At 49.6% G+C, this 25,887-nt stretch carries 28 protein-coding genes and 1 riboswitch; of the genes, 26 read left to right on the forward strand and 2 right to left on the reverse strand.

Translation table 11 applies throughout. The annotated features are described in order from the left end of the window. Window positions 1-3 precede the first annotated feature (3 nt). From DESRU_RS06430 to fliY, 10 genes are read left to right on the forward strand one after another with little or no spacing between them, the layout of a single operon-like run. Entirely contained in the window at window positions 4-675 is a 672-nt protein-coding gene (locus DESRU_RS06430; protein WP_013841302.1) for a flagellar brake protein, read from the forward strand. Window positions 676-689: 14 nt separating this feature from the next. Further along, window positions 690-1,445 (forward strand): sigma-70 family RNA polymerase sigma factor, encoded by a 756-nt coding sequence (locus tag DESRU_RS06435; RefSeq protein WP_013841303.1) that lies wholly within the window; start codon window positions 690-692, stop codon window positions 1,443-1,445. A 14-nt stretch (window positions 1,446-1,459) separates the two neighbouring features. Next, window positions 1,460-2,236, forward strand: a complete 777-nt coding sequence (locus DESRU_RS06440) for a flagellar hook-basal body protein (protein WP_013841304.1) — start codon at window positions 1,460-1,462, stop codon at window positions 2,234-2,236. A 34-nt stretch (window positions 2,237-2,270) separates the two neighbouring features. After that, entirely contained in the window at window positions 2,271-3,047 is a 777-nt protein-coding gene (gene flgG / locus DESRU_RS06445) for a flagellar basal-body rod protein FlgG (protein WP_041275634.1), read from the forward strand. 45 nt (window positions 3,048-3,092) lie between these two features. Next, window positions 3,093-3,593, forward strand: a complete 501-nt coding sequence (locus DESRU_RS06450; RefSeq protein WP_013841306.1) for a chemotaxis protein CheD — start codon at window positions 3,093-3,095, stop codon at window positions 3,591-3,593. Next, on the forward strand, window positions 3,593-4,363 hold the full coding sequence (locus DESRU_RS06455) for a CheR family methyltransferase (RefSeq protein ID WP_013841307.1): 771 nt from the start codon (window positions 3,593-3,595) through the stop codon (window positions 4,361-4,363). Before DESRU_RS06450 ends, DESRU_RS06455 begins: the two co-directional genes overlap by 1 nt. 33 nt (window positions 4,364-4,396) lie before the next feature. Further along, the gene (locus tag DESRU_RS06460) at window positions 4,397-5,014 is read left to right on the forward strand and encodes a chemotaxis protein CheC (RefSeq protein WP_013841308.1); all 618 of its coding nucleotides are present in this window, start codon (window positions 4,397-4,399) and stop codon (window positions 5,012-5,014) included. A 21-nt stretch (window positions 5,015-5,035) separates the two neighbouring features. Then, on the forward strand, window positions 5,036-5,404 hold the full coding sequence (locus tag DESRU_RS06465) for a response regulator (RefSeq protein WP_013841309.1): 369 nt from the start codon (window positions 5,036-5,038) through the stop codon (window positions 5,402-5,404). Window positions 5,405-5,442: 38 nt separating this feature from the next. Beyond that, the gene (gene fliM, locus DESRU_RS06470; protein ID WP_013841310.1) at window positions 5,443-6,438 is read left to right on the forward strand and encodes a flagellar motor switch protein FliM; all 996 of its coding nucleotides are present in this window, start codon (window positions 5,443-5,445) and stop codon (window positions 6,436-6,438) included. After that, on the forward strand, window positions 6,431-7,645 hold the full coding sequence (gene fliY / locus DESRU_RS06475) for a flagellar motor switch phosphatase FliY (protein ID WP_013841311.1): 1,215 nt from the start codon (window positions 6,431-6,433) through the stop codon (window positions 7,643-7,645). The genes fliM and fliY overlap by 8 nt, the downstream gene beginning before the upstream one ends. A 32-nt stretch (window positions 7,646-7,677) precedes the next feature. Here fliY and DESRU_RS06480 read toward each other — a convergent pair whose 3' ends face one another. Next, on the reverse strand, window positions 7,678-8,115 hold the full coding sequence (locus tag DESRU_RS06480; RefSeq protein ID WP_013841312.1) for a DUF1015 family protein: 438 nt from the start codon (window positions 8,113-8,115) through the stop codon (window positions 7,678-7,680). A gap of 19 nt (window positions 8,116-8,134) precedes the next feature. Continuing rightward, window positions 8,135-8,458, reverse strand: a complete 324-nt coding sequence (locus tag DESRU_RS06485) for a nucleotide pyrophosphohydrolase (protein ID WP_013841313.1) — start codon at window positions 8,456-8,458, stop codon at window positions 8,135-8,137. A gap of 150 nt (window positions 8,459-8,608) precedes the next feature. On the opposite strand from DESRU_RS06485, the gene DESRU_RS06490 reads away from it, so the two are divergent. The 16 genes from DESRU_RS06490 (at window position 8,609) to purH (ending at window position 25,763) form a co-directional block, all read left to right on the forward strand. Beyond that, on the forward strand, window positions 8,609-9,322 hold the full coding sequence (locus DESRU_RS06490) for a LolA-like protein (protein ID WP_013841314.1): 714 nt from the start codon (window positions 8,609-8,611) through the stop codon (window positions 9,320-9,322). A gap of 155 nt (window positions 9,323-9,477) precedes the next feature. After that, window positions 9,478-10,017: a hypoxanthine phosphoribosyltransferase gene (gene hpt, locus DESRU_RS06495; protein ID WP_013841315.1), complete on the forward strand. Its 540-nt coding sequence runs from the start codon at window positions 9,478-9,480 to the stop codon at window positions 10,015-10,017. A gap of 90 nt (window positions 10,018-10,107) precedes the next feature. After that, window positions 10,108-11,649, forward strand: coding sequence for a glutamine-hydrolyzing GMP synthase (gene guaA, locus DESRU_RS06500; RefSeq protein ID WP_013841316.1), 1,542 nt, complete (start codon window positions 10,108-10,110; stop codon window positions 11,647-11,649). 520 nt (window positions 11,650-12,169) lie between these two features. Further along, window positions 12,170-12,667, forward strand: a complete 498-nt coding sequence (locus tag DESRU_RS06505) for a LysM peptidoglycan-binding domain-containing protein (RefSeq protein ID WP_013841318.1) — start codon at window positions 12,170-12,172, stop codon at window positions 12,665-12,667. A gap of 120 nt (window positions 12,668-12,787) precedes the next feature. Beyond that, a complete protein-coding gene (locus DESRU_RS06510; RefSeq protein WP_013841319.1) occupies window positions 12,788-13,087 on the forward strand; it encodes a hypothetical protein in 300 nt (99 codons plus the stop codon). Between the two features lie 238 nt (window positions 13,088-13,325). After that, a riboswitch (purine riboswitch) is annotated at window positions 13,326-13,425 on the forward strand. Window positions 13,426-13,678: 253 nt separating this feature from the next. Further along, window positions 13,679-15,055, forward strand: coding sequence for an NCS2 family permease (locus DESRU_RS06515; protein WP_013841320.1), 1,377 nt, complete (start codon window positions 13,679-13,681; stop codon window positions 15,053-15,055). A gap of 18 nt (window positions 15,056-15,073) precedes the next feature. Continuing rightward, window positions 15,074-15,589, forward strand: coding sequence for a 5-(carboxyamino)imidazole ribonucleotide mutase (gene purE / locus DESRU_RS06520; RefSeq protein ID WP_013841321.1), 516 nt, complete (start codon window positions 15,074-15,076; stop codon window positions 15,587-15,589). 30 nt (window positions 15,590-15,619) lie between these two features. Continuing rightward, window positions 15,620-16,912, forward strand: coding sequence for an adenylosuccinate lyase (purB, locus tag DESRU_RS06525; protein ID WP_013841322.1), 1,293 nt, complete (start codon window positions 15,620-15,622; stop codon window positions 16,910-16,912). Between the two features lie 17 nt (window positions 16,913-16,929). Further along, window positions 16,930-17,637, forward strand: a complete 708-nt coding sequence (gene purC / locus DESRU_RS06530) for a phosphoribosylaminoimidazolesuccinocarboxamide synthase (protein ID WP_013841323.1) — start codon at window positions 16,930-16,932, stop codon at window positions 17,635-17,637. A 266-nt stretch (window positions 17,638-17,903) separates the two neighbouring features. Next, window positions 17,904-18,152, forward strand: a complete 249-nt coding sequence (gene purS / locus DESRU_RS06535) for a phosphoribosylformylglycinamidine synthase subunit PurS (protein WP_013841324.1) — start codon at window positions 17,904-17,906, stop codon at window positions 18,150-18,152. A gap of 3 nt (window positions 18,153-18,155) precedes the next feature. Further along, window positions 18,156-18,857 carry a phosphoribosylformylglycinamidine synthase subunit PurQ gene (gene purQ, locus DESRU_RS06540; RefSeq protein ID WP_013841325.1) on the forward strand — a complete coding sequence of 234 codons (702 nt, stop codon included), beginning with the start codon at window positions 18,156-18,158 and terminating at the stop codon, window positions 18,855-18,857. After that, window positions 18,858-21,077, forward strand: coding sequence for a phosphoribosylformylglycinamidine synthase subunit PurL (purL, locus tag DESRU_RS06545; protein WP_013841326.1), 2,220 nt, complete (start codon window positions 18,858-18,860; stop codon window positions 21,075-21,077). It begins immediately after the preceding gene. Continuing rightward, a complete protein-coding gene (gene purF / locus DESRU_RS06550; RefSeq protein ID WP_013841327.1) occupies window positions 21,062-22,486 on the forward strand; it encodes an amidophosphoribosyltransferase in 1,425 nt (474 codons plus the stop codon). The genes purL and purF overlap by 16 nt, the downstream gene beginning before the upstream one ends. Window positions 22,487-22,497: 11 nt before the next feature. Beyond that, the gene (gene purM, locus DESRU_RS06555) at window positions 22,498-23,550 is read left to right on the forward strand and encodes a phosphoribosylformylglycinamidine cyclo-ligase (RefSeq protein ID WP_013841328.1); all 1,053 of its coding nucleotides are present in this window, start codon (window positions 22,498-22,500) and stop codon (window positions 23,548-23,550) included. Window positions 23,551-23,561: 11 nt separating this feature from the next. After that, window positions 23,562-24,188: a phosphoribosylglycinamide formyltransferase gene (purN, locus tag DESRU_RS06560; RefSeq protein WP_013841329.1), complete on the forward strand. Its 627-nt coding sequence runs from the start codon at window positions 23,562-23,564 to the stop codon at window positions 24,186-24,188. Between the two features lie 30 nt (window positions 24,189-24,218). Continuing rightward, entirely contained in the window at window positions 24,219-25,763 is a 1,545-nt protein-coding gene (purH, locus tag DESRU_RS06565; protein ID WP_013841330.1) for a bifunctional phosphoribosylaminoimidazolecarboxamide formyltransferase/IMP cyclohydrolase, read from the forward strand. The last annotated feature ends 124 nt before the right edge of the window (window positions 25,764-25,887 follow it).

Genomic DNA, 25,887 nt, shown 5'->3' on the forward strand with positions numbered 1-25,887 from the left:
GTCGTGAGCGTTGAGCGATTAAAAATTGGACAAAAGGTTCTCATTACTCCTACACACGAGGACGAACAATATGTGAGTTCTGTTTATGATATGGATGACAGGACCATTTACATACCTATCCCTTTTAATGGCAATCGCCCCTTGGTTTTAAACCGGGGAGAGCAGATTACCGTAAAATATATGGGCGCTGAAACGGCCTACACCTTTGTTACCACTGCTGTGGGCCGGTTAGCCAGAGAAGACCTGTTGCCCATGTATATTTTTTCCGCACCCAAAGAAGCGGATATCACCCGCATTCAGCTCCGGGAGTTTGTTCGTGTTCCGGTTTTATTAGAGGTTTTCTATGCCGAACCGTCCTCCCCCAACGAAGAACCTGCTTATAAAAAGGCGACCACCGTGGATATTAGCGGAGGTGGAATGAAACTGGCTTTGAAGGAGCGACTCCTGAAAGGAGCCACCCTGCAAATATCTTTTAAGATCGCGGCTAAAAACAAAAATAAAGGCAAGGAACAGGAATTAAAATTATTAGTGAAAGTACTGCGGTGCGATCTGGTGGACCCGGATATGGGCACTTATCACGTGGGTCTAAAATTTTTAGATATCCGACCTCCGCAACAGGATCTAATCATGGCTTATATTTTTGAACGGATGGTTGAGAGAAAAAGGCGACAGTAACGGGAAGTGGGAAAATGTTAATGGAACAGGCTTGGGAAAAGTTTATAGCGACCCGTGATCCGTCCGCCAGGCACCAGTTGATTCTTCACCACCTGCCTCTGGTCAAGCACCTGGCTGGCCGGGTGGCGGTGAAACTCCCCGCCTTCATTCAAAAGGAGGATCTGGAGGGGTATGGGGTTATCGGTTTGATGGAGGCTTTAGACAAGTTTGATCATTCCATGGGCAATAATTTTGATTCTTACGCTTATCATCGTATCCGCGGCGCCATGCTGGATGAGGTCCGACGGCAGAACTGGCTGCCCCGGACGGCCTGGCAGAAACTACAACTGTATAAAAACACCCGGGAACGGCTGGAGGGAGAGTTGGGACAGGCTGTATCCGATGAACGGCTGGCCAAAGAGATGGGCATTAAGTTGGATGAACTGCATCAACTGGTCTTTGATGCCAATAAGATGTACCTTACCTCTCTGGATGAGGAGGTTTCCGGCAACGATGGCGGACTGACCCGTAAGCTGGACCTGGTGGAGGATATTAACAGCCCGGATCCCCTAAGCATTGTAGAGGAAAAGGAAAACCGCAGACTGCTGGTGGAAGCGGTGAGTATGCTGGGAGAAAGAGACCAATTGATTTTATCCCTATACTATAGCGATGGATTGACCCTGAAAGAAATCGGCCAGATACTGGAAGTTTCGGAATCCAGAGTCTGCCAGCTTCACAGTCAGGCCATGAAAAAATTAAGAAGGACCGTTACGGAAATGTTGATGAGTTAGTTGGAGGGATTAAAATGCTGAGAAGTTTGTATATTGCCACCAATAGTATGGATGTACAACAGGCCAAACTAAATACGGTCTCCAACAATTTGGCCAATATCGACACAACGGGATATAAAAAAAATGATGTCGAAATTGGTAATTTTCCAGAGGCATTGAAGCTGGCTTTGGAGGCCAAGGGACCTGCCGGAAAAAGGGAAATCATCGGGGAGGCTAACCTTGGAACCATGATTACCAAGGAAGTGGTTATCACTTCTCAGGGGCCACTGATGGAAACAGGGAGCAATACAGACTTTGGATTGCAGGGTAGAGGATTTTTCGCTGTTGAAGATCCGGATGGAGAGGTGCTGTATACCCGGGATGGTTCCTTTTACATTGATGCTGAGGGCAACTTACTGAATGGCGACGGTTATCCCGTACTGGGCGAAGGGGGTGCCATAACCATTGAGGATCCTCAACATTTCTTAATTAAGGAGGATGGGACCATTGTGGTCGGTGAGGGTGAAGATGCGGATGAAGTAGACAAGCTCCAGATAACGGAGTTTGAAGATACCTCTTTGTTAAAGAAGGTTGATGGCAATAATTACTTTATGGATCCTTTGGGAATAGGGGAACCAGCAACGGAAACCAGGGTCTCTCAAGGGAGTCTGGAAAAATCCAATGTTGATCTTGTTAAGGAAGTGGCAGATATGATCGCAACAGCGCGTATTTATGAATCCAGCCACAAACTGATTCAGGTCACGGATGAACTACTGGATAAATCTATCAATCAGGTTGGGAGGGTAAAATAGTTCATATCAGGATTTTTGAAAAGTGGGTGAAAATATGATTAAATCCCTATCAAACGGTGTTTCGGGCATGAGAGCCAGTCAACTTAAAATGGATGTAGTGGGCAACAATGTGGCAAATGTTCAAACCACTGCTTATAAAAGAAGCAAGCCCAATTTTGCGGAGGTTGTTCGTCAAGCACTGGGGGATCAGGGTATTCCTTCAACGGAAGACCCCCGGCCTCAGGAGGGTAGCGGTGTAAAATTAGTTTCTATTCAACGAGTGGATACACAGGGTATCCTTAATCCCACAGGTCGTTCATTGGACATTGCCATTGATGGGACAGGGTACTTTAAGGTTATTTCACCAGATGACGACAGAGAATACTACACCAGAGACGGTAACTTTTATATTAATAATGAAGGAATCATTATTAATTCCCTTGGATATGCCTTAGAACCGGAAATGACTTTGCCAGAGGATTATACTTCTTTCTCTATTGATGAAAAGGGATTAATTACGGCACAATTAAACGACGGAACAGAAGAGGAAATTGGTACCATTGAATTGTATAGTTTTCCAGCTCCCAACGCCCTTTTGGCAGAAGGAAACAACCTGTTTAGCGAGACAGAGGCTAGTGGGGAAGCGGTTTCCGGTGAGGCCGGGGAAGAAGGTTTTGGATTGATCAAACAGGGTTATTTGGAAAGCTCCAACGTAGATATAACACAAGAAATGGTTAGCATGATTGAGGCTCAAAGGGCGTATTCATTAAACGCAAGAACAGTGCAGACAGCCGACAGAATGTGGGAGCAAGCCAATAATCTGCGCAAATAATGTTTGTGTTCTAATATTTTATACAAGCCTATAAAGGGGGCAGAAATGGAACCGGCAAAGGGAAATGCGGAAATTCAGGTGGGAATTGCAGACTATAAAGTAACTATTGCTCCCCAAAAGCTGATAACCCTGGGATTGGGTTCTTGTGTAGGGGTGGTGCTTTATGATTCCGTGACCAAAGTGGGGGGCTTACTGCACATCATGCTTCCCGACAGTACTCAGTTTAACAATGTTACCAAGCCCGCCAAGTTTGCGGACACCGGTATACCACTGATGATTGATGAGATCAGGCGCATGGGGGGCAATCCTGCCCGCCTTACGGCCAAATTAGCCGGTGGGGCCCAAATGTTTTCAGGCCTGGATGAAAAATTTATCTTAAATATCGGCCAACGGAATTCCGCCATGGTACATAATGTCTTGAAAAAAATCGGTATTCGTGTCTTAGCCGAAGAGTTGGGTGGTAATCGGGGCAGAACCATGATTTTTGATACTTCCAACGGCCAGGTTACCATTCGAACCATCGGTTCTCCGCTGAAGGTGATATAATGACAGATTTTGACTTATTTAGAGAACGAATTTACCAAACCTTTGGTTTGGATTTAAGAAGCTATAAAGAAAATCAACTAAAAAGGCGTTTGGATAATTTATTAACCAGAAAAAGCTATCCCGATTACAAGGCATTTTTTAATTTTTTAAATACCAACCGAGATGCCTGGTTTGAATTCTTAGATTATCTTACCATTAATGTTTCCGAGTTTTTCCGAGATCCTAAAATGTTTCATGCTCTGGAGAAAAATATATTACCCGAGTTAATTCAGAAAAAAAGCAGCCTTAAAATCTGGAGTGCGGCTTGTTCCAATGGCTGTGAGCCTTATACGATTGCTATCATTTTAGAAGAGCTATGGCCGGGCAAAAAGCACCAGATCGATGCCACCGATCTTGACAAAACCATCTTACAGGCGGCTTCCCAGGGAAGTTACGGACCGGATGCCGTACGAAATGTTCCTAAAGATCGTTTAAACAAATATTTTTCCTTAGATAAAAATAAATATTATGTCTCTAAGCAAATCAAAGGAAAGGTTAGCTTTAAGCAACACAACCTTTTGTCCGATAACTATACCAGGGGCTATGATTTAATTGCTTGTAGGAATGTAACCATCTATTTTACCCGGGAAGCGCAGGATAAGGTCAACGCAAAGTTTGCCCAATCCCTCAATCCGGGAGGCTACCTGTTTATCGGAGGCAGTGAAACGATTTTTAATTATGCGGAACTGGGCTTCGACAAGGTATCCCCCTGTTTTTACCGAAAAAGGTAACTGGTTGACGAGTTGCTGAAAGGATGGGATGTAATGACAGATAACCAGGAATTGACTGCTGCCCATTTGGATGTGCTCAAAGAAATTGGCAACATTGGAATTGGCAATGCAGCCACTGCTCTGGCTGCCATGGTCAATAAAAGAATCGATATGGCAGTTCCCCAGAGCCGATTCCTTTCCCTGGAAAATATTATGGAGCTGGTGGGTGGCCTGGAAGAAGTGGTCTGCTGCGTAAATTTACGTTTAGAAGGGGATGTTCCGGGTCAGATTTTATTCCTTTTTAACCTGGAAAGCACCTTTACTTTGATAGATATGTTAATGGGCATGGAAAAGGGGACCACCCGGGAATTAGATGAGATGGGTGAGTCCGTGGTGAAAGAAATCGGCAATGTCCTGACGGGCTCCTTTCTCAGCGCCATCGGCTCCATGACCAATTTGAACATGATTCCGACAGTTCCTATGTTTGCCACGGATATGCTGGGTGCCGTGTTGAGTGCCTCACTGGTGGCCGGCGGCTATGTCCAGGAGCACATATTAATGATAGAGACTTTGCTGTTTGAGGATCATGAACAGATTAAAGGTCATTTTTTCCTGATTACTGAACATGGCTCATTAAATACCTTATTTAATTCTTTAGGTATTACAATTTAATTTTAGGGGGAAACAGAGGAAATGAGTAAACGAATTCTTATTACGGATGATGCCGCCTTTATGCGTATGATGATCAAAAATATACTGACCAAGAATGGTTATGAGGTGGTTGGAGAAGCAGAAAACGGGGCCGTGGCTGTACAAATGTATAAAGAATTTAAACCCGATTTGGTGACTATGGATATCACCATGCCTGAGATGGATGGCATCCAGGGAGTAAAGGCGATACGATCGGTGGATCCCAATGCCAATATTATTATGTGCAGCGCCATGGGTCAGCAGACCATGGTTATGGAAGCAATCCAGGCCGGGGCCAAGGATTTTATCGTGAAACCCTTTCAGCAGGATCGCATCCTGCAGGCCATAGAACGGGTACTTGCCAGGGGTTAATTTAGTTGCATAAACCCTGCATAAAGGAGGTGTAGGAGTTGTCCAAGGAAGTATTAAGTCAGGGAGAGATTGATTCACTGTTAGAAGCGTTATTATCCGGCTCAGTACCTGCCGATGAGTCAACCGGGTCAAGAGAAAATTTAAAATTTAAAAGATATGATTTTCGCCGGCCTAACAAATTCACCAAGGAACAGCTACGAACCCTCCAGGTGTTGCATGAGGGCTATGCCCGGCTGCTTTCAAACTTTTTGGCAGGTTATTTACGAGCTCCCATCAGCATTGAGGTAGCCTCCATTGGCCAGTTTACATATGAAGAATTTGTTAACTCGGTTCCCAGTCCAACGGTGATGACCATCTTCAGCCTGGCTCCTCTCAAGGGAATTGCCTTAATGGAAACCAACCTGCAATTTTTATTTCCCCTCATTGATCTGCAGTTTGGCGGGCCTGGGGAAATGCCTTTAAAAATCCGGGAATTAACGGATATAGAACTATCCGTGGCCAACCGTATTATTCGTAGACTTTTAGATCATTTATCTATTAGCTGGAAGGATATCGCGGCGGTAACTCCTAAAATTGAGTCCATCGATGCCAATCCCCATTTGCACCAGTTGATGTCTCCCAACGATATCGTGGCCGTAATCACCCTGTCTACAGAAGTGGGCAATGAAGTCAAAGGGTTAATTAATATATGCCTGCCTTATAATTTTCTTGATTCCATTCTCTCAAAGTTTTCTGCGGCGAACCAGTTCACCACTGATAACGAGCAAGAAGAACAGGATCTTAAGGCACTGGAATACTGGTTGGGTGAATCCGATGTGGAGATCAGTATCTTGATAGGACAAGCAACCATCACTGTAAAGGATTTCCTGCAGCTTCAAATAGGAGATGTACTTTCAACGAACAGGAGCTTTACCCAGGATATGGATATGCATATTGACGATGAATTAAAATACAAAGTGCAAGCAGGAACAGTCGGACAAGGTTTGGCTGTTCAGGTGACCTCACTGGCCGAGGAGGCGTGGGAAATTGTCTAAGCTATTAAATCAAGAAGAAATTGATGCTTTAATGAATTCGCAATCGGTAGGCAACACACCGGATCCGGAAGAAATAGAAACACCCCAAGGGGCTAGTATATCTGAGTCTCAGGATCGGACCGGTAATAGGCAAATTTTAACCAACGAGGAAATGGATGCTCTGGGTGAAATTGGTAATATTTCCATGGGATCTGCTTCTACCACCCTATCGGAGTTACTAAGCCAAAAGGTAAGCATCACCAGCCCTAAGGTTAAAATTTTAAGCAAACAGGAACTGTTTGATTCCTTTAAGGTTCCTTACATGGTTATTCAAGTAGACTTTGCTCAAGGTTTAAATGGCTATAACCTGTTAGTTATTCAACTAAAGGATGCTGCTGTTATGGCCAGCTTAATGATGGGCGGAGATGGTACCCCCATGTCCGAGGAAATTAGCGATATGGAAGTCAGTGCGGCCTCCGAGGCCATGAATATGATGATTGGCACAGCCTCTACCTCCCTGTCGCAAATTTTTAACCGTCCTATTAACATTTCGCCACCGGTGACCAACCTCTTAAAAAACCAGGGAGACCCTCTGGCTAACCCCCCTGAAAAAATTGAGGACATTATTGTGGTGGTATCCTTTAATTTAAAAATTGGCGACATGGTGGATACCGATATTATGCAAATTATGGGTGTTGAAACTGCTAAGGAAGAGGCGGATTTGCTTCTGGGCGATTTAATGGGTGCTCCTCAGGCGGAGCCTTCGGCGGAAGCTCCCTCTACAAATGCCGAGGATCTACCCAGTGCTGAAGAATTGGAGGACTTGGCCAATATGTTAGCTGCAAGTCAGGGTACTTCTGAGCCTGCGGCAGTTCCCTCTCCGGCTCAACCGGCAGAACCTGTGGCTGCTGCACCTGCTTTCCAGCAGAGCATACTAAGTGTGCCTTCCTTGGGGTCTCTTGAACAGAGGAACCTGGAACTGATTTTAGACATTCCGCTTAAAGTGAGCATCATTTTAGGCAGAACCCGGCGTCCCATTAAAGATGTACTCAAAATTGCTCCCGGTTCGGTGGTTGAATTAGACTCCCTGGCCGATGAACCGGTAGAAGTGCTGGTCAACGGAACACTGGTGGCCACCGGTGAAGTGGTGGTTGTTAACGAGAATTTTGGCGTGCGCATTACCAATATTATCAGTCCCATTGAAAGAATAAAACGCCTGGGCCATTAACCCGGGCGTTTTACTGTTGGCCGTGGATAAGATTAAAAATTAAATAAAAATAAATAGGGATATTCCCCTGCATCAACCGCCTCGATAGCCGCCGACAGATCCTTGGTATAAATGAGTCTATGGGGTTGTTTCTCTGTATCCAGTTCCAGCAATGGCTGGAGGATGAACTTGACCAGTATTTTTTGATCTCTTTCTTCAGGCGGGGAATCAGCAAATTCTGTCATCAAAGGACTGGTTTCTTTTAGAGAAATAATAAAGGAGCAATCCCCTCCGGAGTAAAGGGTGTAAACAGGCTTTCTCCGCCCGGTTTTACTTTGGCTAAGACGGTCCATGCGGGAACATAGCACATGCAAATTTTTTTCATGGTTGGTTAAAATATAATCTTCCTGGATAAAATCCTTTGCCAGTTTATCCAGCAAAGAAAGGGGATGTAGAGTTCCCTCACACTGTACCATGACGGCCTGATTCATCCGCAATCTGCCTCCAATCTTACTCGGGCTGTATTTTAGTCCAGCGGTTGCTGTCCCGCTGGCGATATTTTTCCATCATGTCCTGAAAGGCCTTGTCCAAATCGATATTCAGGGAGTTGGCAAAGCAACCGATGATAAACAAAATATCCGCCAGTTCCAGTGCCAGGTCGCCCTCCGGTTCCTCTTCTTTCTTTGGTTTCTGCCCGTACTGATGGTTTACCTCCCGGGCCAGCTCGCCCACCTCCTCGGTTAACCGGGCCAACATGGACAGGGGATGCCAGTAACCTTCCTCAAACTGGCTGATCCAACCGTGTACATCCCTTTGCATCTCTTTGAGGCTCACAAAATCCCTCCCGATTTAAAAATACAAGTCTATTATACATGGAAATCCCTATTATTGTTACCCCTGGTGGCTTTTTCATGTGCAACTGGAATAAAGTAGAACCCTGCACCGTATGATTTAAAAAGGAATTTAAGCCTGGGGGGATTTCTTGTGCTCACACCTAGATGGATCTTTTTAAATCGGCGTAAATGGGTGCCGGCCATTGGCATCACCGGGGGACTGATTATTTTATTTGTTTTGTTTAAAATATTTTTCTCCGGAGTGAGTCAGGCAGACAGTGAGAAAAACCTGGAAGCAGCTCTTAATAATACTTTTGCCAGTAAAAGTTTTCGGTTTATGGTAGAATCCAAACTGGTAGGTGAAAATGAATTTTACAGCAAGGTTGAAGGTGAACGGGTGATGCCGGATAAAGTCCATATTAAGGGAACGGTACTGAAAACTCCCGTTGAGTTTACCCAGACCGACGATAATACCTATATGAAGGACCCCTTTTCCGGGAAATGGCTTTCTTTAAAAGGAAACCAGTTGTCTAAGTCGGAACTGTTTATTACCGAGCTCAATCCCCTGGCTAATTTTAATTTTAAGGATATACCGGAGATCCAACTGATGGGAGAGGAGCGACTGGATGGAGAGGAATGCCTGGTCTACGAACTTAAACCCAATATTGTAAACATTTTTTTGGAGGAACAATTTGACCAATTTTTCTATACCCTATGGATAGACAAAGAGGAGCCTGTTATCCGGCAGGCCCGGATTAGGGCCGATCGGGCGGAAGGAAATGGCGGTGGCTTAGAAATATTAATTAAGTTTTGGGATTTTAATAAAAATCTTGATATTGCCGTTCCCGGAGACACTCTAAATTAATCAAAGAATTCAGCCCTCAGCCGTCTTTTGGAAGGCGGCATTTTTTTTGTTTTTCCAGGAAATCCTAAGGCAGGGAGTTATGGACACTATTGACGAAAAAACAATATTTTTGTTATGCTCAATGGGTGGGCAAATTCTGGCAAGGAGTGAAAACAATGCATCCCCATATGAAAGAAATCTTACTGGACGAGCAACAAATTAAAGAGCGGGTCCTTCAATTAGGGCAGCAGATTACCCGGGATTACCAGGGACAGAATATTTTAATGGTAGGGATTCTGAAGGGCGCAATGATCTTTTTAGCCGATCTGGTTCGCAACATTGATGTTCCGACCTCCTTTGATTTTATGGCAGTTTCCAGCTACGGAGCCGGGGCGGTGTCATCAGGAGCCGTTCGTATTTTAAAGGACCTTGACAAAAGCATCGACGGCAGGCACGTGATTATTGTTGAAGACATCGTGGATACCGGTTTGACGCTGCAATACCTGGTGGAGAACATGAAGGCCCGGGGCCCGGCCAGCCTAAAAATATGTACACTCCTTGATAAGCCAAGCCGCCGCAAGGTGGACGTTCCCGTTGATTACAACGGTTTTAGCATTCCCGATGAATTTGTGGTGGGTTACGGACTGGATTACAATGAGCGTTACCGTAATCTTCCCTATATTGCCGTGTTGAAACCAGAGATATACCGGAGTTAAGACTTTTCTTTGGTTATGTGAGGTTCAATTAGGCTTTTATGATCCTTTCATTGTTCCAACTTCGAGTATTAAATAAAGGAGGACAAGCCGATGTCTTTGGCTGAACAGGAACTGATCCTGGTCTTGGATTTTGGGGGCCAGTATACCCAACTAATTGCCCGGCGTATCCGGGATTTAAATGTTTATTGCGAAATCGAGCCTCATAATAGTTCCATCGAAAAGATAAAATCCAAAAATCCCAAAGGGATTGTTTTTTCCGGGGGGCCCTCCAGTGTTTACGGAGAAAATGCTCCCACCGTGGATCCCGCTGTTTATGATTTGGGAATCCCGGTACTGGGAATTTGTTATGGAATGCAGTTGATGACCCAACAGTTGCAGGGTAAAGTGGTTTCCGCCGAACAGCGGGAATATGGCCGGACCCGTCTCCGGGTTACGGATTGTGAGAACCTGCTAAAGGGGCTGGGTCCGGATGAAGAATGCTGGATGAGTCACGGGGACCGGGTAGAGGCGGTGCCTCCGGGCTTTAAGGTCATCGCCAGCACCGAACTGGCTCCGGTGGCAGCCATGGCCAATGAAGAACGGAAGCTCTTTGCCGTCCAGTTCCATCCGGAAGTGGTTCATACACCCAAGGGAACCGAGGTCCTCAAAAGCTTCCTGACGGATATCTGCGGCTGTTCCGGAAGCTGGAATATGGGTTCTTTCCTGGAAGAGTCCGTTAAGGACATCCGGCAGCGGGTAGGCAACCGTCAGGTTCTTTGCGCCTTAAGCGGCGGGGTTGATTCTTCCGTAGCTGCAGTGTTGGTCCACCGGGCGGTGGCGGACAATTTGACCTGCGTTTTCGTGGATCATGGTTTATTACGTAAAGACGAAGCCCGGCAGGTGGTGGATACTTTTCAGAACCAGTTTAACATCAAGCTGATTCATGTGGATGCATCGGAACGCTTTCTTGGTAAACTAAAAGGTGTAACGGACCCGGAGGAAAAAAGAAAAATCATCGGTAACGAATTTATTCGTGTTTTTGAAGAGGAAGCCGGAAAGCTGGGAGAAATTGATTTCCTGGTTCAGGGCACCCTTTACCCGGATGTTGTGGAAAGCGGCACGGCTACGGCCGCTGTGATTAAGTCCCATCATAATGTGGGGGGGCTGCCCGAGGACATGCATTTTGAACTGGTGGAACCCCTGCGCTGGTTGTTTAAAGACGAAGTCCGCCGGTTGGGTGAGGAATTGGGCCTGCCTTCGGATATTGTTTGGCGGCAGCCTTTCCCCGGGCCCGGTCTGGCTGTAAGAATTTTAGGGGAAATTACCCGGGAGAAGCTGGACATATTAAGGGAAGCGGATTTTGTTGTAACCGATGAAATCAAAAAAGCCGGACTAGACAGGGAAATCTGGCAGTATTTTGCGGTTTTGCCCAGCATGCGCAGTGTGGGAGTCATGGGCGACGGCCGTACCTACGCCTATGCGGTGGTGGTGCGGGCGGTGCACAGCCACGACGGCATGACGGCGGACTGGTATCGCATTCCCTATGAGGTGCTGGCCAAGATTTCCTCCCGTATGGTGAACGAAGTGAACGAGGTAAATCGTGTGGTCTACGACATCACCTCCAAGCCTCCTGGGACCATTGAGTGGGAATAAGCAGATCAAGGCCGGGAAACCAGATTTAATGCGGGTTCCCGGCTTTAATTTTGTTGAAATCGTTGAGCAGTGACAGGTAGGATGTTCCCCTTAAAAGGATCAATTTACAGAATGGGATCTTAGTCCTATCACTGTCATGACCAAAGTCTCTTTAATTTAATGACGTTTTTAGATATAAATTGTGAAAGATGTAATTTACTGGCATAGTATTCTGCAAGGGGGGAGGGCTATGCTGAATTTCAATGGAGCTTCCGATGTTTCTTTGGGTGCACAGATATTTGGTTATTCCATTTTAGTCATCATTCTTATACTGATCGTGCTATTTATTATTCAATTTGTGAGAAGTAAATAGATTTTGTTATATATATGAAGTTCATCCTGCTCTTAAATTGGTAGTGCCTCAGGCTACCAATTTATTATTTCTACTGACTGTTTAAAGGGTTACGAGGGATTCAGGGAGAATTTTTATTTCAGTCAGAAACAATTCATAAACCTACATTAAAATCAGAAGGGACATTTTATGCGCAAAATTAGTGTGGAAGGTAAAACCGTTAAAGAACTGGAAAAATATTTGATTGCCGGCAAAATCAATGGCAATAAAGATTTTAAGGACTTGTTTTCTCAGTGGAGGTTTTGGTTATTAGTCCTTTTGCTGGGGGTAATTATATATCTGGTCTATGCCCACTGGAATGTCCGGCAGGAATCAAAAATTCTGTACTCTGAACTCAGTCAACTTAAAGTAGAAAATACCACTCTTAAAGAAAGAATTGCCGCTGCAGAAATGGCTAGGGCCGGGGAACAAGCATCGCCACAGGCTCCGCAGACAGATCCCAGCCCATACATTTACCATACTATTCAAAAGGGGGACTCCTTTGCCGTAATATCCAACCGTTATTATCGAACCGAGGTTTTTGCTTCGGATTTAGCCAAATTTAACGGGATTCCCAAACAAACTCGGCTTCAGGTGGGTCAAATTATTCGAGTGCCTAAGGAGCCCGATCCGGCTTGGAAAAAATAATGCTGTATTATTTAAAAAAATCCATACAAAGAATCAATAATCCTGCTTCGTCGACCGAAATAGATAAAAGATGGTTGGTAGTGAGTTGAGGAACATCAAGATTGCGAGGTTGGATGTAAAATGCGTGTGGATGTCGTTCGTGTCTTCATCACACAGAAAAATCAGGAACCGGCCAGCCCCATCTATGTTAATGCTTCTCTGGATAAGCAAAGCGCCAAAATCAATTTGTGGAGAAGCCTGAACGATGCGCCGAAGGATGCAAACCCTCATATTGATTTTGAACTGGCCATGGGAGAGGCAAGCGCAAGGGGGGCCAGCCAGTTTGACCAGGCCGAATGGAGCCATTTTGTATGGGTGGTGGACTCTGTTTCGGAATTGGGCACAACCATGATTGGCAACATGTTGGACCGGTATGCCTAAGCAAAAAATAAAGCAGGGCGATTTAAGATTTGGCTCTCTCAAGTCAATCAATCGTCCTTTTTTGTTTACTTCATTTCTTCCAGACAGCGGGTCCGGTTCATCAGGAATTATCCGGTCTTTTCCCCTTTCTCCTTTATTTACTCTCAAGAACGTCGACGGGAAAAGTTAAAATTATGTAATTTTTGCATTAACCCGAGTATTTCTCGTTGACAACCAGGAAAGCCTTTGCTAGTATGTGAGTGTACAATTTAAATGGTTCCGTATATGCCTGGGAATTGGCCCGGGCGTTTCTACCGGGCGACCGTAATTGCCCGACTACGGGAGGGAAAGTGTACCTAGGGTTCCACAGCCCCCAGGGGTTGGTTCGGTCCAAGCGGTACAGGCGTTTTTACGCTACACCGACAGGGATAAAAGCCCAGGCGGTAGGTTTCACTCGCTACAGGATGAAACCTATCGTTCTGGGCTTTTTTGCGTTGTGTGGTTGTAAAACCCTGCCAATGCATGACACATTTTCAAGTGGCAATAATAACTAGGAATTGTGTTATGTGCTGCACTGGCCCAAAACTTCTAATCTTAAGGAGGCATCTACAGGTGCTGGAACAGTTTTTTAAGCTGAGGGAGAACAACACTACCGTAAGGACAGAGATCATTGCCGGTCTTACAACTTTTATGACCATGGCCTACATACTCTTCCTTAACCCCAACATTTTATCGGCGACCGGCATGGACAAGAACGCGGTTTTCTTTGCCACAGCGGCAGCCGCCGGGCTGGTGACCATTGCTATGGGTTTGTTTGTGAACTTTCCCATTGCCCTTGCTCCCGGTATGGGACTGAACGCTTTTTTTGCCGCCATTGCCGTGCAGGGCGTGGGAATGCCCTGGGAAGTGGCTTTGGGCGCAGTATTTATTTCCGGTATTATTTTTCTTATTCTGACTGTAACTCAGGTTCGTCAACTGCTGGTTGTGGCCGTGCCCAATTCTCTGAAGCGGGCCATTACCGTGGGGATTGGCCTGTTTATCACCATTATCGGGCTGAAGCTTTCTGAAATTACTATTATAAAGGTGGGACCGGTGCTTCCTCCTACACTGGAGGCATTGCAAGAATCTGGCGGCATCGCCACCCTGAAGAGCTTTGAATGGAACTCCTTTTTGGGTTCCTTCCAGAATCCCGGAGCTTTATTAGCCCTCATTGGCCTGGCCATTACGGCCATTTTGATGGCCAACCGGGTTAAAGGCTCTCTGTTGATTGGTATCCTGGCCTCTACCCTAATTGGCATTCCCATGGGGGTTACTGTGATACCCGAAAACTTTACCCCCTTTGCCCTGCCGGATTTCAGCAATTTATATGTAGGCAAGCTGGATATTGCCGGTGCTCTGGAAATGGGGATCTGGACCGTAGTCTTTACCTTTACTTTTGTGGAATTATTTGATACCTTTGGCACCTTGATGGGAACAGCCGACAAAGCCGGCCTGCTGGATAAAGAAGGCCGGTCGCCCAAGATCGGCAAGGCCATGCTGGTGGACGCCCTGGGGGTTTCCTTTGGGGCCTTTATGGGCACCAGCACGGTAACGGCCTATGTGGAAAGTACCGCCGGTATCGGCGAAGGGGGACGTACCGGTTTAACCGCCGTAACCACCGGGGTGTTATTTTTACTGGCTCTGGTTCTGGCGCCCCTGGCAACGCTGATTCCCAGCCCGGCTACCGCTCCGGCTTTAATCATTGTCGGCGTATTGATGGTTTCTGCGGTCCGGGAAATCGATTTTAACGACTTTACCGAAGGCTTTCCCGCCTTTATCACCTTTGCTTTAATGCCCTTTACCTACAGCATTGCCAACGGTATTGCCGCCGGTATTGTATTTTATACCGCATTAAAGGTTTTATCCGGCCGGGCCAAAGAGGTTCACTGGATGATGTACATCCTGTTCCTGCTGGTGGTTATTCGCTTTATTTTCCTGGCTGGTGAATAGTTGGAGGGAGGAAAGATCATGAAGCCTTTGGTTGGTATTGTATTGGGCAGCGATTCGGATCTGCCCTTGATGAAAGATGCGGTTAAAATGCTGGAAAAGCTCAATATTCCCTATGAGATCAGCATTTCTTCAGCCCACCGGGCCCCGGATAAAACGGCCGAGTATGCTAAAACGGCCGAAGGCCGGGGGCTTAAAGTGATTATTGCCGCTGCCGGACTGGCGGCTCACCTGCCGGGTGTTATTGCAGCTCATACCATTCTGCCTGTCATCGGGGTGCCGGTAAAATCCGGCGCCTTGGAAGGGGTGGACGCCCTTTACGCCATCGTACAAATGCCGCCGGGCATTCCGGTAGCTTCCGTGGCCATTAACGGGGCCAAAAATGCAGCCATCCTGGCCGCCCAGATCATTGCCACCGGCAGTCCGGAGGTAGTGGAAAAATTACACGGCTTAAAAGCACAACTGGCCGGAGAAGTTGAAGCCAAGGACAGCCGAATAAAAGAACTGGGCGTGGAGAACTACCTGGCCGGTAAATAAATCCTTTTTTATGAAACGGAGGATGATCCAATGATCGAACGTTATACCCTGCCGGAGATGAAGCAAATTTGGTCCGATGAGAACAAGTTTCAAAAATGGCTGGACGTAGAGATTGCTGCCTGCGAAGCCATGGCCGAGCTGGGGCAGATTCCCCGGCAGGCCCTGGAAAACATTAAGGCCGGGGCGGCCTTTACGGTGGAACGAATTTTAGAAATTGAAGAAGTGACCCGTCACGATGTCATCGCCTTTTTAACCTGTGTGGCCGAGCACGTTGGAGAAGATTCCAAGTATATTCATATGGGACTTACCTCCTCGGATGTGGTGGATACCGCCCAGTGTGTCCGCCTGAAAGAAGCCGGGGAACTGCTGTTGAGAAGGCTGGAGAAGCTGCGTCAGGTGCTGCTGGATAAAGCGGTGGAGCACCGGGAAACCCTGATGATCGGGCGTACCCACGGCATTCATGCGGAACCCATGACCTTTGGCCTGAAGATGCTCCTGTGGGTGGCGGAAACAGAACGGAACATGGAGCGCCTGCAAAGCGCCGTTAAAACCGTCAGCGTGGGCGCCATCTCCGGAGCGGTGGGAACCTACGCCAATATTGATCCTAAAATTGAAGCTTATGTCTGCCGCAAACTGGGCCTGAAACCGGCCCGGGTATCTACTCAAATCCTCCAGCGGGACCGCCATGCGGAATACCTGTGTACCCTGGCTGTCGTCGCTTCCTCTCTGGATAAATTCGCCACAGAAATTCGCAATTTGCAGCGTACAGATATTCTTGAAGCCGAGGAATATTTTAATAAAGGCCAAAAGGGTTCCTCCGCCATGCCCCATAAACGGAATCCCATCACAGCGGAAAATGTAAGCGGGCTGGCCCGGGTGGTTCGTGCCAATGCCATGGTGGCTCTGGAAAATGTGCCTCTCTGGCATGAACGGGATATATCCCACTCCTCCGCGGAACGGGTGGTCTTCCCCGACAGCACCACCGCCCTGGATTTTATGATCTACCGCTTTACCGGCATCATGGAAAAATTGCTGGTTTACCCGGAGAATATGAAACGGAACCTGGAAAAAACCCTGGGACTGGTCTTTTCCCAGCGTGTATTGCTGGCTCTGGTGGATAAAGGATTGACCCGTGAGCGTGCCTATGAGCTGGTTCAGCGAAACGCCATGGAAGCCTGGGCTTCAGGGAAAAAGTTCAAGGATTTGCTGGATGCCGATCAGGACATCCGGTCCCACTTAAGTTCCGAGGAACTGGAAGGTTTGTTTGATTACGGCTACCATTTAAAATACATGGATGATATTTACGCGCGCTTTGGTCTGTAAAGAGGAGGAGGATCAAAATGAAAAAACTGGAAATGATTTATGAAGGAAAAGCGAAAAAAGTATACCGTACCGACAGCCCGGATTATTTCTGGGTGGAGTACAAAGACGACGCCACCGCCTTTAACGGGCAGAAGAAAGGAACCATTGACAATAAGGGCGTCATTAACAACAAGGTTTCGGCGGTTTTCTTTAAATTACTGGAAAGCAAGGGCATTACCACCCATTTCGTAGAATTAATTAACGAACGGGAAATGGTGGTAAAGGCCCTGGAAATTATCAAGGTTGAAGTGGTGGTGCGCAATATCGCCGCCGGTTCCCTGTCCAAACGGGTGGGGCTCCCTGAAGGAACCGTGCTGCCGAAAACCGTGCTGGAGTATTACTATAAGGACGATGAACTGGGCGATCCCCTGATTAACGATTTCCACATTGCCGCCCTGGATCTGGCCACTCCGGAGCAAATGGAGTTTATTAAAAAGACCGCCTTTAAAGTAAACGATATTATGCGGGAATATCTGGCGCCGGTGAACATTGATCTGATCGACTTTAAACTGGAGTTCGGCCTGCACCAAGGCCAGGTGCTGCTGGGGGATGAAATTTCCCCGGATACCTGCCGTTTCTGGGACAAGACCACTGGAGAAAGACTGGATAAGGATCGTTTCCGCCGCGACCTTGGCGGAGTGGAGGGAGCCTACCAGGAAGTACTGCGCCGGCTGACCGGAGAATAGGTTCTAGCCTTTGGGGTAATTCTCAAGGGTTCTGTTGTTGGCCTCATAGGCACTGCTTTGGGGTCTAGTTGCTAGACTGATAAGTAGTGCTTTAGGGTCCAGTTGTTAGCTTCATAAGCACCGGGGTAGAGGTGTCTTCTACAGGACCCATAAGCAGTACCCCCTGAGTCTAACAACTGGACACATAAGGATGTCCCCCTAGTCAGGACCCCAAAGGAATACCCTTAAGTCTAAGAAACACTAAATATAAAAAAGGAGGGTTTCGGATGTATCAAGCCAAGATTTACGTAACCCTTAGGAAAAGTGTGCTGGATCCCCAGGGAAGCGTGGTACGCAAGTCACTGTACGCTCTGGGCTGGAAAAACGTTCCTGAAGTTCGTATTGGCCGTTACATGGTTGTGGATCTGGAAGTAGCCGATCGCAGCGAGGCTGAAAATCAGGTAAAGGACATGTGCGATAAATTGCTGGTGAACCCGGTGATTGAGGATTATACTTTTGAACTGGTGGAGGTGTAAAGGGTGAAATTTGGGGTGGTGGTTTTCCCCGGCTCCAATTGTGACGCCGATTGCCTTCACGCTGTCAAAACCGTAACCGGACAGCCGGCGGAATATATTTGGCATAAGTCCGGCAGTGTGGAAGGTTTTGATTGCATTATCCTGCCCGGGGGTTTTTCCTACGGGGACTACTTAAGGTGCGGGGCGGTGGCCCGGTTTTCTCCGGTGATGACTCCGGTGATCGAGTTCGCGAAAAAAGGCGGCCTGGTGATCGGTATTTGTAATGGTTTCCAGGTGCTAACCGAGGCAGGACTGCTGCCCGGAGCTCTGCACAGAAATAAAGAGCTGCAGTTTTTGTGTCATGATGTTTTTCTGCGGGTGGAGAATGCCTCCCTTCCCTTTACCTGTACGGCCAGGGAAGGAGAGGTAATCAAAGTTCCCATCGCTCACGGTGAGGGAAATTATTTTGCTGATGCCGAGACCTTGCAGCAGTTGGAAGAAAATAAACAGGTGGTTTTCCGCTACTGCGATGCCCAGGGAGAGGTAACACCGGAGGTCAATCCCAACGGTTCCGCCAATCACATTGCCGGCATCTGCAATCAACAGGGCAATGTTCTGGGCATGATGCCTCACCCGGAACGCTGTGCCGAAAAGGATTTGGGGAATACCGACGGCCAGTTGATTTTTAAATCCCTGCTGGATTTCTGGCAAAGGAGGTGCGGCTAGATGGACCCTAAAGTTTGGCGCGAAATGGGCCTCACCGAGGATGAATATGAAAAAATTAAACAAATACTGGGCCGGGAGCCCAACTATGTGGAAGTGGGTATTTTTGCGGTCATGTGGTCGGAGCACTGCAGTTATAAAACGTCCCGTCCGGCTTTAAAAACCCTGCCTACGGAAGGTACGGCCATTTTACAGGGACCCGGCGAAAATGCCGGTGTTGTGGATATTGGCGATGGACAGGCGGTGGTTTTTAAAATTGAGAGCCATAACCACCCTTCGGCCATTGAACCCTATCAAGGTGCCGCCACCGGCGTGGGAGGCATTTTGCGGGATATTTTCACCATGGGCGCCCGGCCGGTTGCCGTATTGGACAGTTTGCGCTTCGGCGAGCTGAACCATCCCCGGGTACGTTACCTGTTTGACGGCGTGGTATCCGGCATCAGCGGCTACGGCAACTGCATCGGCGTGCCCACGGTGGGCGGCGAGGTTTATTTTTCCGACAGTTATAAGGACAACTGCCTGGTCAATGTTATGTGTGTGGGTTTAATTGACCAGAAGGATATTAAAAGGGGCGTGGCTTCCGGTATCGGCAATCCGGTGATGGTAGTGGGCGCTAAAACCGGCCGGGACGGCATCCACGGGGCCACCTTTGCTTCCGAGGAATTATCCGCAGAAGCGGCGGAAAGACGCCCGGCGGTGCAGGTGGGAGATCCCTTTATGGAAAAGCTCTTGCTGGAGGCCTGCCTGGAGGTAATTAAAACCGGTTATGTGGTAGGCATCCAGGATATGGGAGCCGCGGGTCTCACCAGTTCCTCCTGCGAGATGGCCGGTCGGGCCGGTACCGGGCTGGAAATGGACCTGGCTTTGGTCCCCCGGCGGGAAGAGGGTATGACCCCCTACGAGTTAATGCTTTCCGAGTCCCAGGAACGGATGTTGTTGGTGGTAGAGAAGGGAACCGAAGAGAAGGTCAAGGAAATTTTCAGCAAGTGGGATTTGGATTCGGTGGTGGTTGGACAAGTCACCGACGACGGCATGCTTTGCCTGCGGGAAGGCCCGGAAGTGGTGGCCAGGATACCGGCCAAGGCCCTTACTGAGGAGGCCCCCGTTTATCACCGCCCCACCCAGACTCCAGCCTACCTGGAAGAGGTGCAGAATTACCCCCTGGATTCGTTGGTTATGCCCGATGATTACAATGAAGTGCTGTTGAAACTGCTGGCTTCCCCCAATATTGCCAGCAAGGAATACGCCTATCGTCAGTATGATCATATGGTGGGACTGAATACAGTGGTAAGACCCGGCTCCGATGCTGCGGTTCTCAGGGTAAAAGGCACCCGCAAAGGAATTGCCATGACCACCGACTGCAACGGACGCTACTGCTATCTGGATCCCCAAACCGGGGCCGCCATTGCGGTGGCTGAAGCAGCCCGCAACCTGGTCTGCAGCGGGGCCAAGCCTCTGGCGGTTACCAACTGCCTGAACTTTGGCAATCCGGAAAAACCCGAGGTAATGTGGTCCATCTGGCGCTGCGTGGAAGGCATGGCCGAAGCCTGCCGGACGCTGGAAACACCGGTCACCGGCGGTAACGTGAGCCTGTACAATGAAGCCAAAGGCCAGGCGGTTTATCCCACCCCCACCATCGGTATGATCGGGCTGGTGGAAGATTTGGATCAAGTCTGCACCCCGGATTTTAAACAAGAGGGAGACGCCATCTTCCTCATTGGGGAAAGCCTGCCGGAACTGGGCGGCAGCGAATATTTAAAGGTGCAGTTCAAACTGGAAACCGGAAAACCTCCTGAGCTTAATTTGGAGTTGGAAAAGAAGGTTCAGGATTTTGTCTTGCAGGAAATTCAGGGAGGTCTCATTAAGTCCGCCCACGACTGCTCCGAAGGAGGACTGGCCGTGGCCCTGGCCGAGAGCTGCATTTCCGGCGGCTTGGGCGCGGAAATTACGCTGGTCCGCAGATTCCGGGGCGATGCTCTGCTTTTTGGGGAAACTCAGTCCCGGATTATCATCACCATTGATGCCAACCGGGGCGTGGAATTGGTTAAAAAGCTGGTGGACGCAGGGGTGCCCTACTCGCAACTGGGAAAAACCGGCGGCGATGCCCTGGTGATCAATGTGGTAAATCCCGGCTGCACCGGCTGCGGAGGAAATCTGGTAAACTTGCCCGTTGCACGTTTGGATGAAGTATGGCGGGGGGCGATACCATGCTTAATGAAGTAAGTTCCTTTGTACTGCCCGATAAGCCGGTGGAGGAATGCGGTGTATTTGGTATTTACACACCGGGGCTGGAAGTGGCCAAAGTAACCTATTACGGTTTATACGCCCTGCAGCACCGGGGCCAGGAGAGCGCCGGCATTGCCGTGGCCGATGGCCGTCAGGTGCAGTTGCATAAAGGCATGGGGCTGGTGCCGGAGGTCTTCACCGGCAACAGTCTGGATCAATTGACCGGTCATGCGGCCATCGGCCATGTGCGCTACTCCACCACCGGCTCCAGCCAGCCCCTGAATGCTCAGCCGCTGGTTTTCCGTTATGCCAAAGGCATGATGGGACTGGCCCACAACGGCAATCTTACCAATATTACGGAACTGAGGGCCCAGTTATGCGCCACCGGTTCAGTTTTCCAATCCTCCACCGACAGCGAGGTGCTGGTTAATTTAATTGCCCGCTACAATGCCAACAGCCTGGAAGAAGCCCTGATGAAATGCATGATCGACGTAAAAGGGGCCTACTCCCTGGTGATTATCAGCGAGGACTGTGTTTATGCGGCCCGGGACCCCCACGGCTTCAGACCCCTCTGCCTGGGGCAGTTGGGTGAGGGCTATGTGGTGGCCTCGGAATCCTGTGCCCTGACAACGGTGGGCGCCACCTTTGTGAGAGATGTGGCGCCCGGGGAAATCCTGCGCCTGGACCGCAAGGGAGTGACCTCCACTCAAGGGTTCCGGGCTCAAAATCCGGCCCATTGTATTTTTGAATATATTTATTTTGCCCGGCCCGACAGCACCATGGACAGCTTCAACGTGAACCGGGTTCGCCGGGAGATGGGCCGCCAGTTGGCCCGGGAGTACCCGGTGGAGGCGGATATTGTGATTCCCGTGCCGGACTCCGGTACCGCCGCGGCCCGGGGTTACGCCGAAGAGTCCGGTATCCCCTTTGAAGAGGGATTGATGAAAAACCGTTATATCGGCCGCACCTTTATTCAGCCCACCCAGCAGTTGCGGGAAATTGCCGTTCGCCTGAAGCTGAACCCGGTGCGGGAAGTACTGGAAGGAAAACGGGTGGTGATGGTGGACGATTCCATTGTCCGGGGTACCACCAGCCAGAAAATTGTAGCCATGCTGCGGGCTGCGGGAGCCAAGGAAGTTCACCTGTGCGTCAGTTCACCGCCGGTGATGCGTTCCTGTTATTACGGCATTGATACCTCCGATGAAAAGGAATTGATTGCCGCCAAGCAGCCTTTGGAAGAAATCTGCAAAGCCATTAATGCCGACGGGCTTCATTATTTAAGCCTGGAGGGTCTGCTGGAGATTTTTAGTTCCAAGGGGGGGCATTTCTGCACCGCCTGCTTTGACGGCAGGTATCCGGTGGAAATTCCCAAACCCAGGGAAGCGGGAAAATTTAGTCTGGAATAAGGAGTGTACCCATGTCTGAGCATAAAAGCCAACCTTTAACCTATGCCGGCGCCGGGGTGGATATCCAGGCCGGCAACCGGGCGGTGGGTCTGATGAAGGAAGCGGTTCGCAGTACTTTTCGTCCGGGCGTGCTGACCGATATCGGCGGCTTCGGAGGATTGTTCGCCCTGGATACCGCCAAGTACCGGGAACCGGTTTTGATATCCGGCACCGACGGAGTGGGTACGAAGTTAAGGGTGGCCCATTTAACCGGCGTCCATCACAGCATTGGCATCGACGCGGTGGCCATGTGTGTGAACGATATTTTGGTACAGGGAGCGGAACCCCTGTTCTTCCTGGATTATCTGGCGGTGGGCAAACTGGTGCCGGAGCGGGTGGCGGAGATCGTGAAGGGGGTGGCCGAGGGCTGCCGCCAGGCCGGCTGCGCCCTGATTGGCGGTGAGACGGCCGAAATGCCCGGCTTTTACGGCGAAGAGGAATACGACATTGCCGGCTTTGCCGTTGGCGTGGTGGACCGCAGCCGGATCATCAGCGGTTCCGGCATTCAGGCCGGAGATGTTGTGATCGGCCTGCCCTCCTCCGGCCTGCACAGCAACGGCTATTCCCTGGCCCGCAAGGCTCTGCTGGAGGTGGCCGGCTACCGGATGGAGGATCATCTGCCGGAGCTTGACCGCACCCTGGGGGAAGAGATGCTGATGCCCACACGGATTTATGTCAAACCGGTACTTTCCCTGATGGAAAAATACAACCTGAAGGGGTTGGCCCATATTACCGGCGGGGGTCTCACGGAAAATATCCCCCGGGTACTTCCCGAAGGCGTCAAAGTGGTGCTGGACCGCTCGGCCTGGCCGGTTCTCCCGGTGTTCAAGCTGATTCAAAGGATCGGGCGGGTGGCGGAGGAGGAAATGCTGCGCACCTTTAACATGGGCATTGGCATGGTGATGATGGTTTCGCCGCAGCAGGCTGAGGAACTAGTACGGGAATTGGCTGCCCAGGGAGAAACCGCTTATATTATCGGCAGGGTGGAAGCGGGCCAAAAGGCAGTGGAATATACCGGCCGGTAAGGAGGTTGTATATGGAAAAGTTGCGTCTGGGAGTTTTGGCCTCCGGGCGGGGTTCCAATTTACAGGCCATCATGGATGCCTGCCGGGCCAATAAAATTCCGGCGGAGGTTGCGGTGGTCATCAGTGATAAAGCCGGAGCTTACGCTTTGCAACGGGCCGAATCCGCCGGTATCCCGGCCCATTTTTTGGACTACGCCTCCTTTGACGGCAAAGGGGCTTACGAGCAGGCGGCGGTGACCATCTTGAAAGAGAGCGGGGTTCAACTGGTTTGCCTGGCCGGGTATATGCGTCTGGTGGGTGAAACCCTGCTGCGGACCTATGCCAATCATATTATCAATATTCATCCGGCCCTGCTGCCGTCCTTTCCCGGCCTCCACGGCCAGCGGGACGCGCTCAATTACGGGGTGAAGGTATCCGGCTGCACGGTCCATTTTGTGGATGAAGGAATGGATACCGGTCCCATCATTCTGCAGGCGGCGGTTCCGGTGGAGGAAGAGGATACGGAAGAAACCCTGGCCGCCCGGATATTGGAACAGGAACACAAGCTCTATCCGGAAGCCATCAAACTCTTTGCCCAGGGACGGCTTCGGGTGCAGGGAAGAAAAGTGATGATTCAAAGGCTTGCAAACCCACTTTAAAGGTTGAAATAAAAGAAAGGCGTGGTGTGTGTGAAGGTAAAACGCGCTTTAATCAGTGTTTCCGATAAAAGGGGACTGGTGGAATTTGCCCGGGGTTTGGCGGACCTGGGAGTGGAACTGGTTTCCACCGGAGGGACGGCAAAAGCTCTGCGTGAGGCCGGTGTGCCGGTGATTTACATTTCAGAGGTTACGGGCTTTCCGGAAATTTTAGGAGGCCGGGTTAAAACCCTGCATCCCAATGTCCACGGCGGCATCCTGGCCCTGCGCAGTGAAGAGCATTTAAACCAGTTAAAAGAACATCAGATTACCCCCATTGATCTGGTGGTGGTGAACCTCTACCCCTTCCGCCAGACCATCGCCAAACCGGAGGTTACCCTGGAGGAGGCCATTGAAAACATTGATATCGGCGGGCCCACCATGGTAAGGGCGGCGGCTAAAAACCACGCCTACGTGGGAATTGTGGTGAATCCCGACCGTTACGGTCCGGTGCTGGAAACCCTGCGCCAGCAAGGGGAACTGCCCGGAGCCCTGCGGCTGGAACTGGCCCGGGAAGCCTTTGCCCATACGGCTGCCTACGATACGGCCATTGCCGGTTATCTTAACGGGGTTGTGGGGGGAGCGGAAGGATTCCAGCCCCTGTTTAGCTTGACCCTGGAAAAGGCTCAGGATCTGCGCTACGGTGAAAACCCGCACCAGCAGGCGGCTTTTTACAGGGACCCGGCCATTACCGGCCCCTGCATTGCCAATGCCCGGCAGTTGCACGGCAAGGAGCTTTCCTATAATAATATTCTGGACGCCAACAGCGCCCTGGAATTGGTCCGGGAGTTTTCCCGGCCGGTGGCGGTCATTATCAAACACAATAATCCCTGCGGCACAGCTACCGGGGAAAGCCTGACCGCTGCTTACAAAAAGGCCCTGGCAGCAGACCCGGTTTCCGCCTTTGGCGGCATTGTGGCTGTCAACCGGGAAGTGGATGAGGGGACTGCGGCGGAAATGGCCCAAATCTTCCTGGAGGCTATTGTGGCACCGGATTTCACAGCCGGAGCCCTGGAGATCCTGACTAAGAAAGCTAATTTAAGGCTGCTTAAGACCGGCGATCTGACCGGTCAGACCCTGGATAAGCTGGAGGTGCGCAAGGTCAACGGCGGGCTGCTGGTGCAGCAGGCCGACCGGGTTGTGGCCAATCCCGAAGAATGCAAGGTCGTTACCGAACGGCAGCCCTCGGCAGAGGAGATGGAGGAACTGCTGTTGGCCATGACGGTGGTCAAACATGTGAAGTCCAATGCCATTGTACTGAGCAAAGAGGGCCAGATTATCGGGGTTGGAGCGGGGCAAATGAACCGGGTGGGCTCCGCCCGGATCGCCTTTGAGCAGGCCGGAGAAAAGGCCAGAGGCGCGGTGTTGGCCTCGGATGCCTTCTTTCCTTTCCGGGATACGGTGGATGAAGCGGCTAAGGCCGGCATTAAGGCCATTATTCAACCGGGGGGTTCCATCCGGGACGAGGAGTCCATTCAGGCCTGCAACCAGCATGGCATAGCCATGGTCTTTACCGGCATCCGGCATTTTAAACACTAGTGGACTGTAAGACGAAAACGGTATTTACAATGAAATAAAAAACGAATAGAACGCGGATTGCACGGATTTTCGCGGATTTACACGGATTTTTTGGTCCTTCTTTTATATCGGCAAGCAGCATTAA

It is taken from the genome of Desulforamulus ruminis DSM 2154 (assembly GCF_000215085.1).
GTDB lineage: Bacteria > Bacillota > Desulfotomaculia > Desulfotomaculales > Desulfotomaculaceae > Desulfotomaculum > Desulfotomaculum ruminis.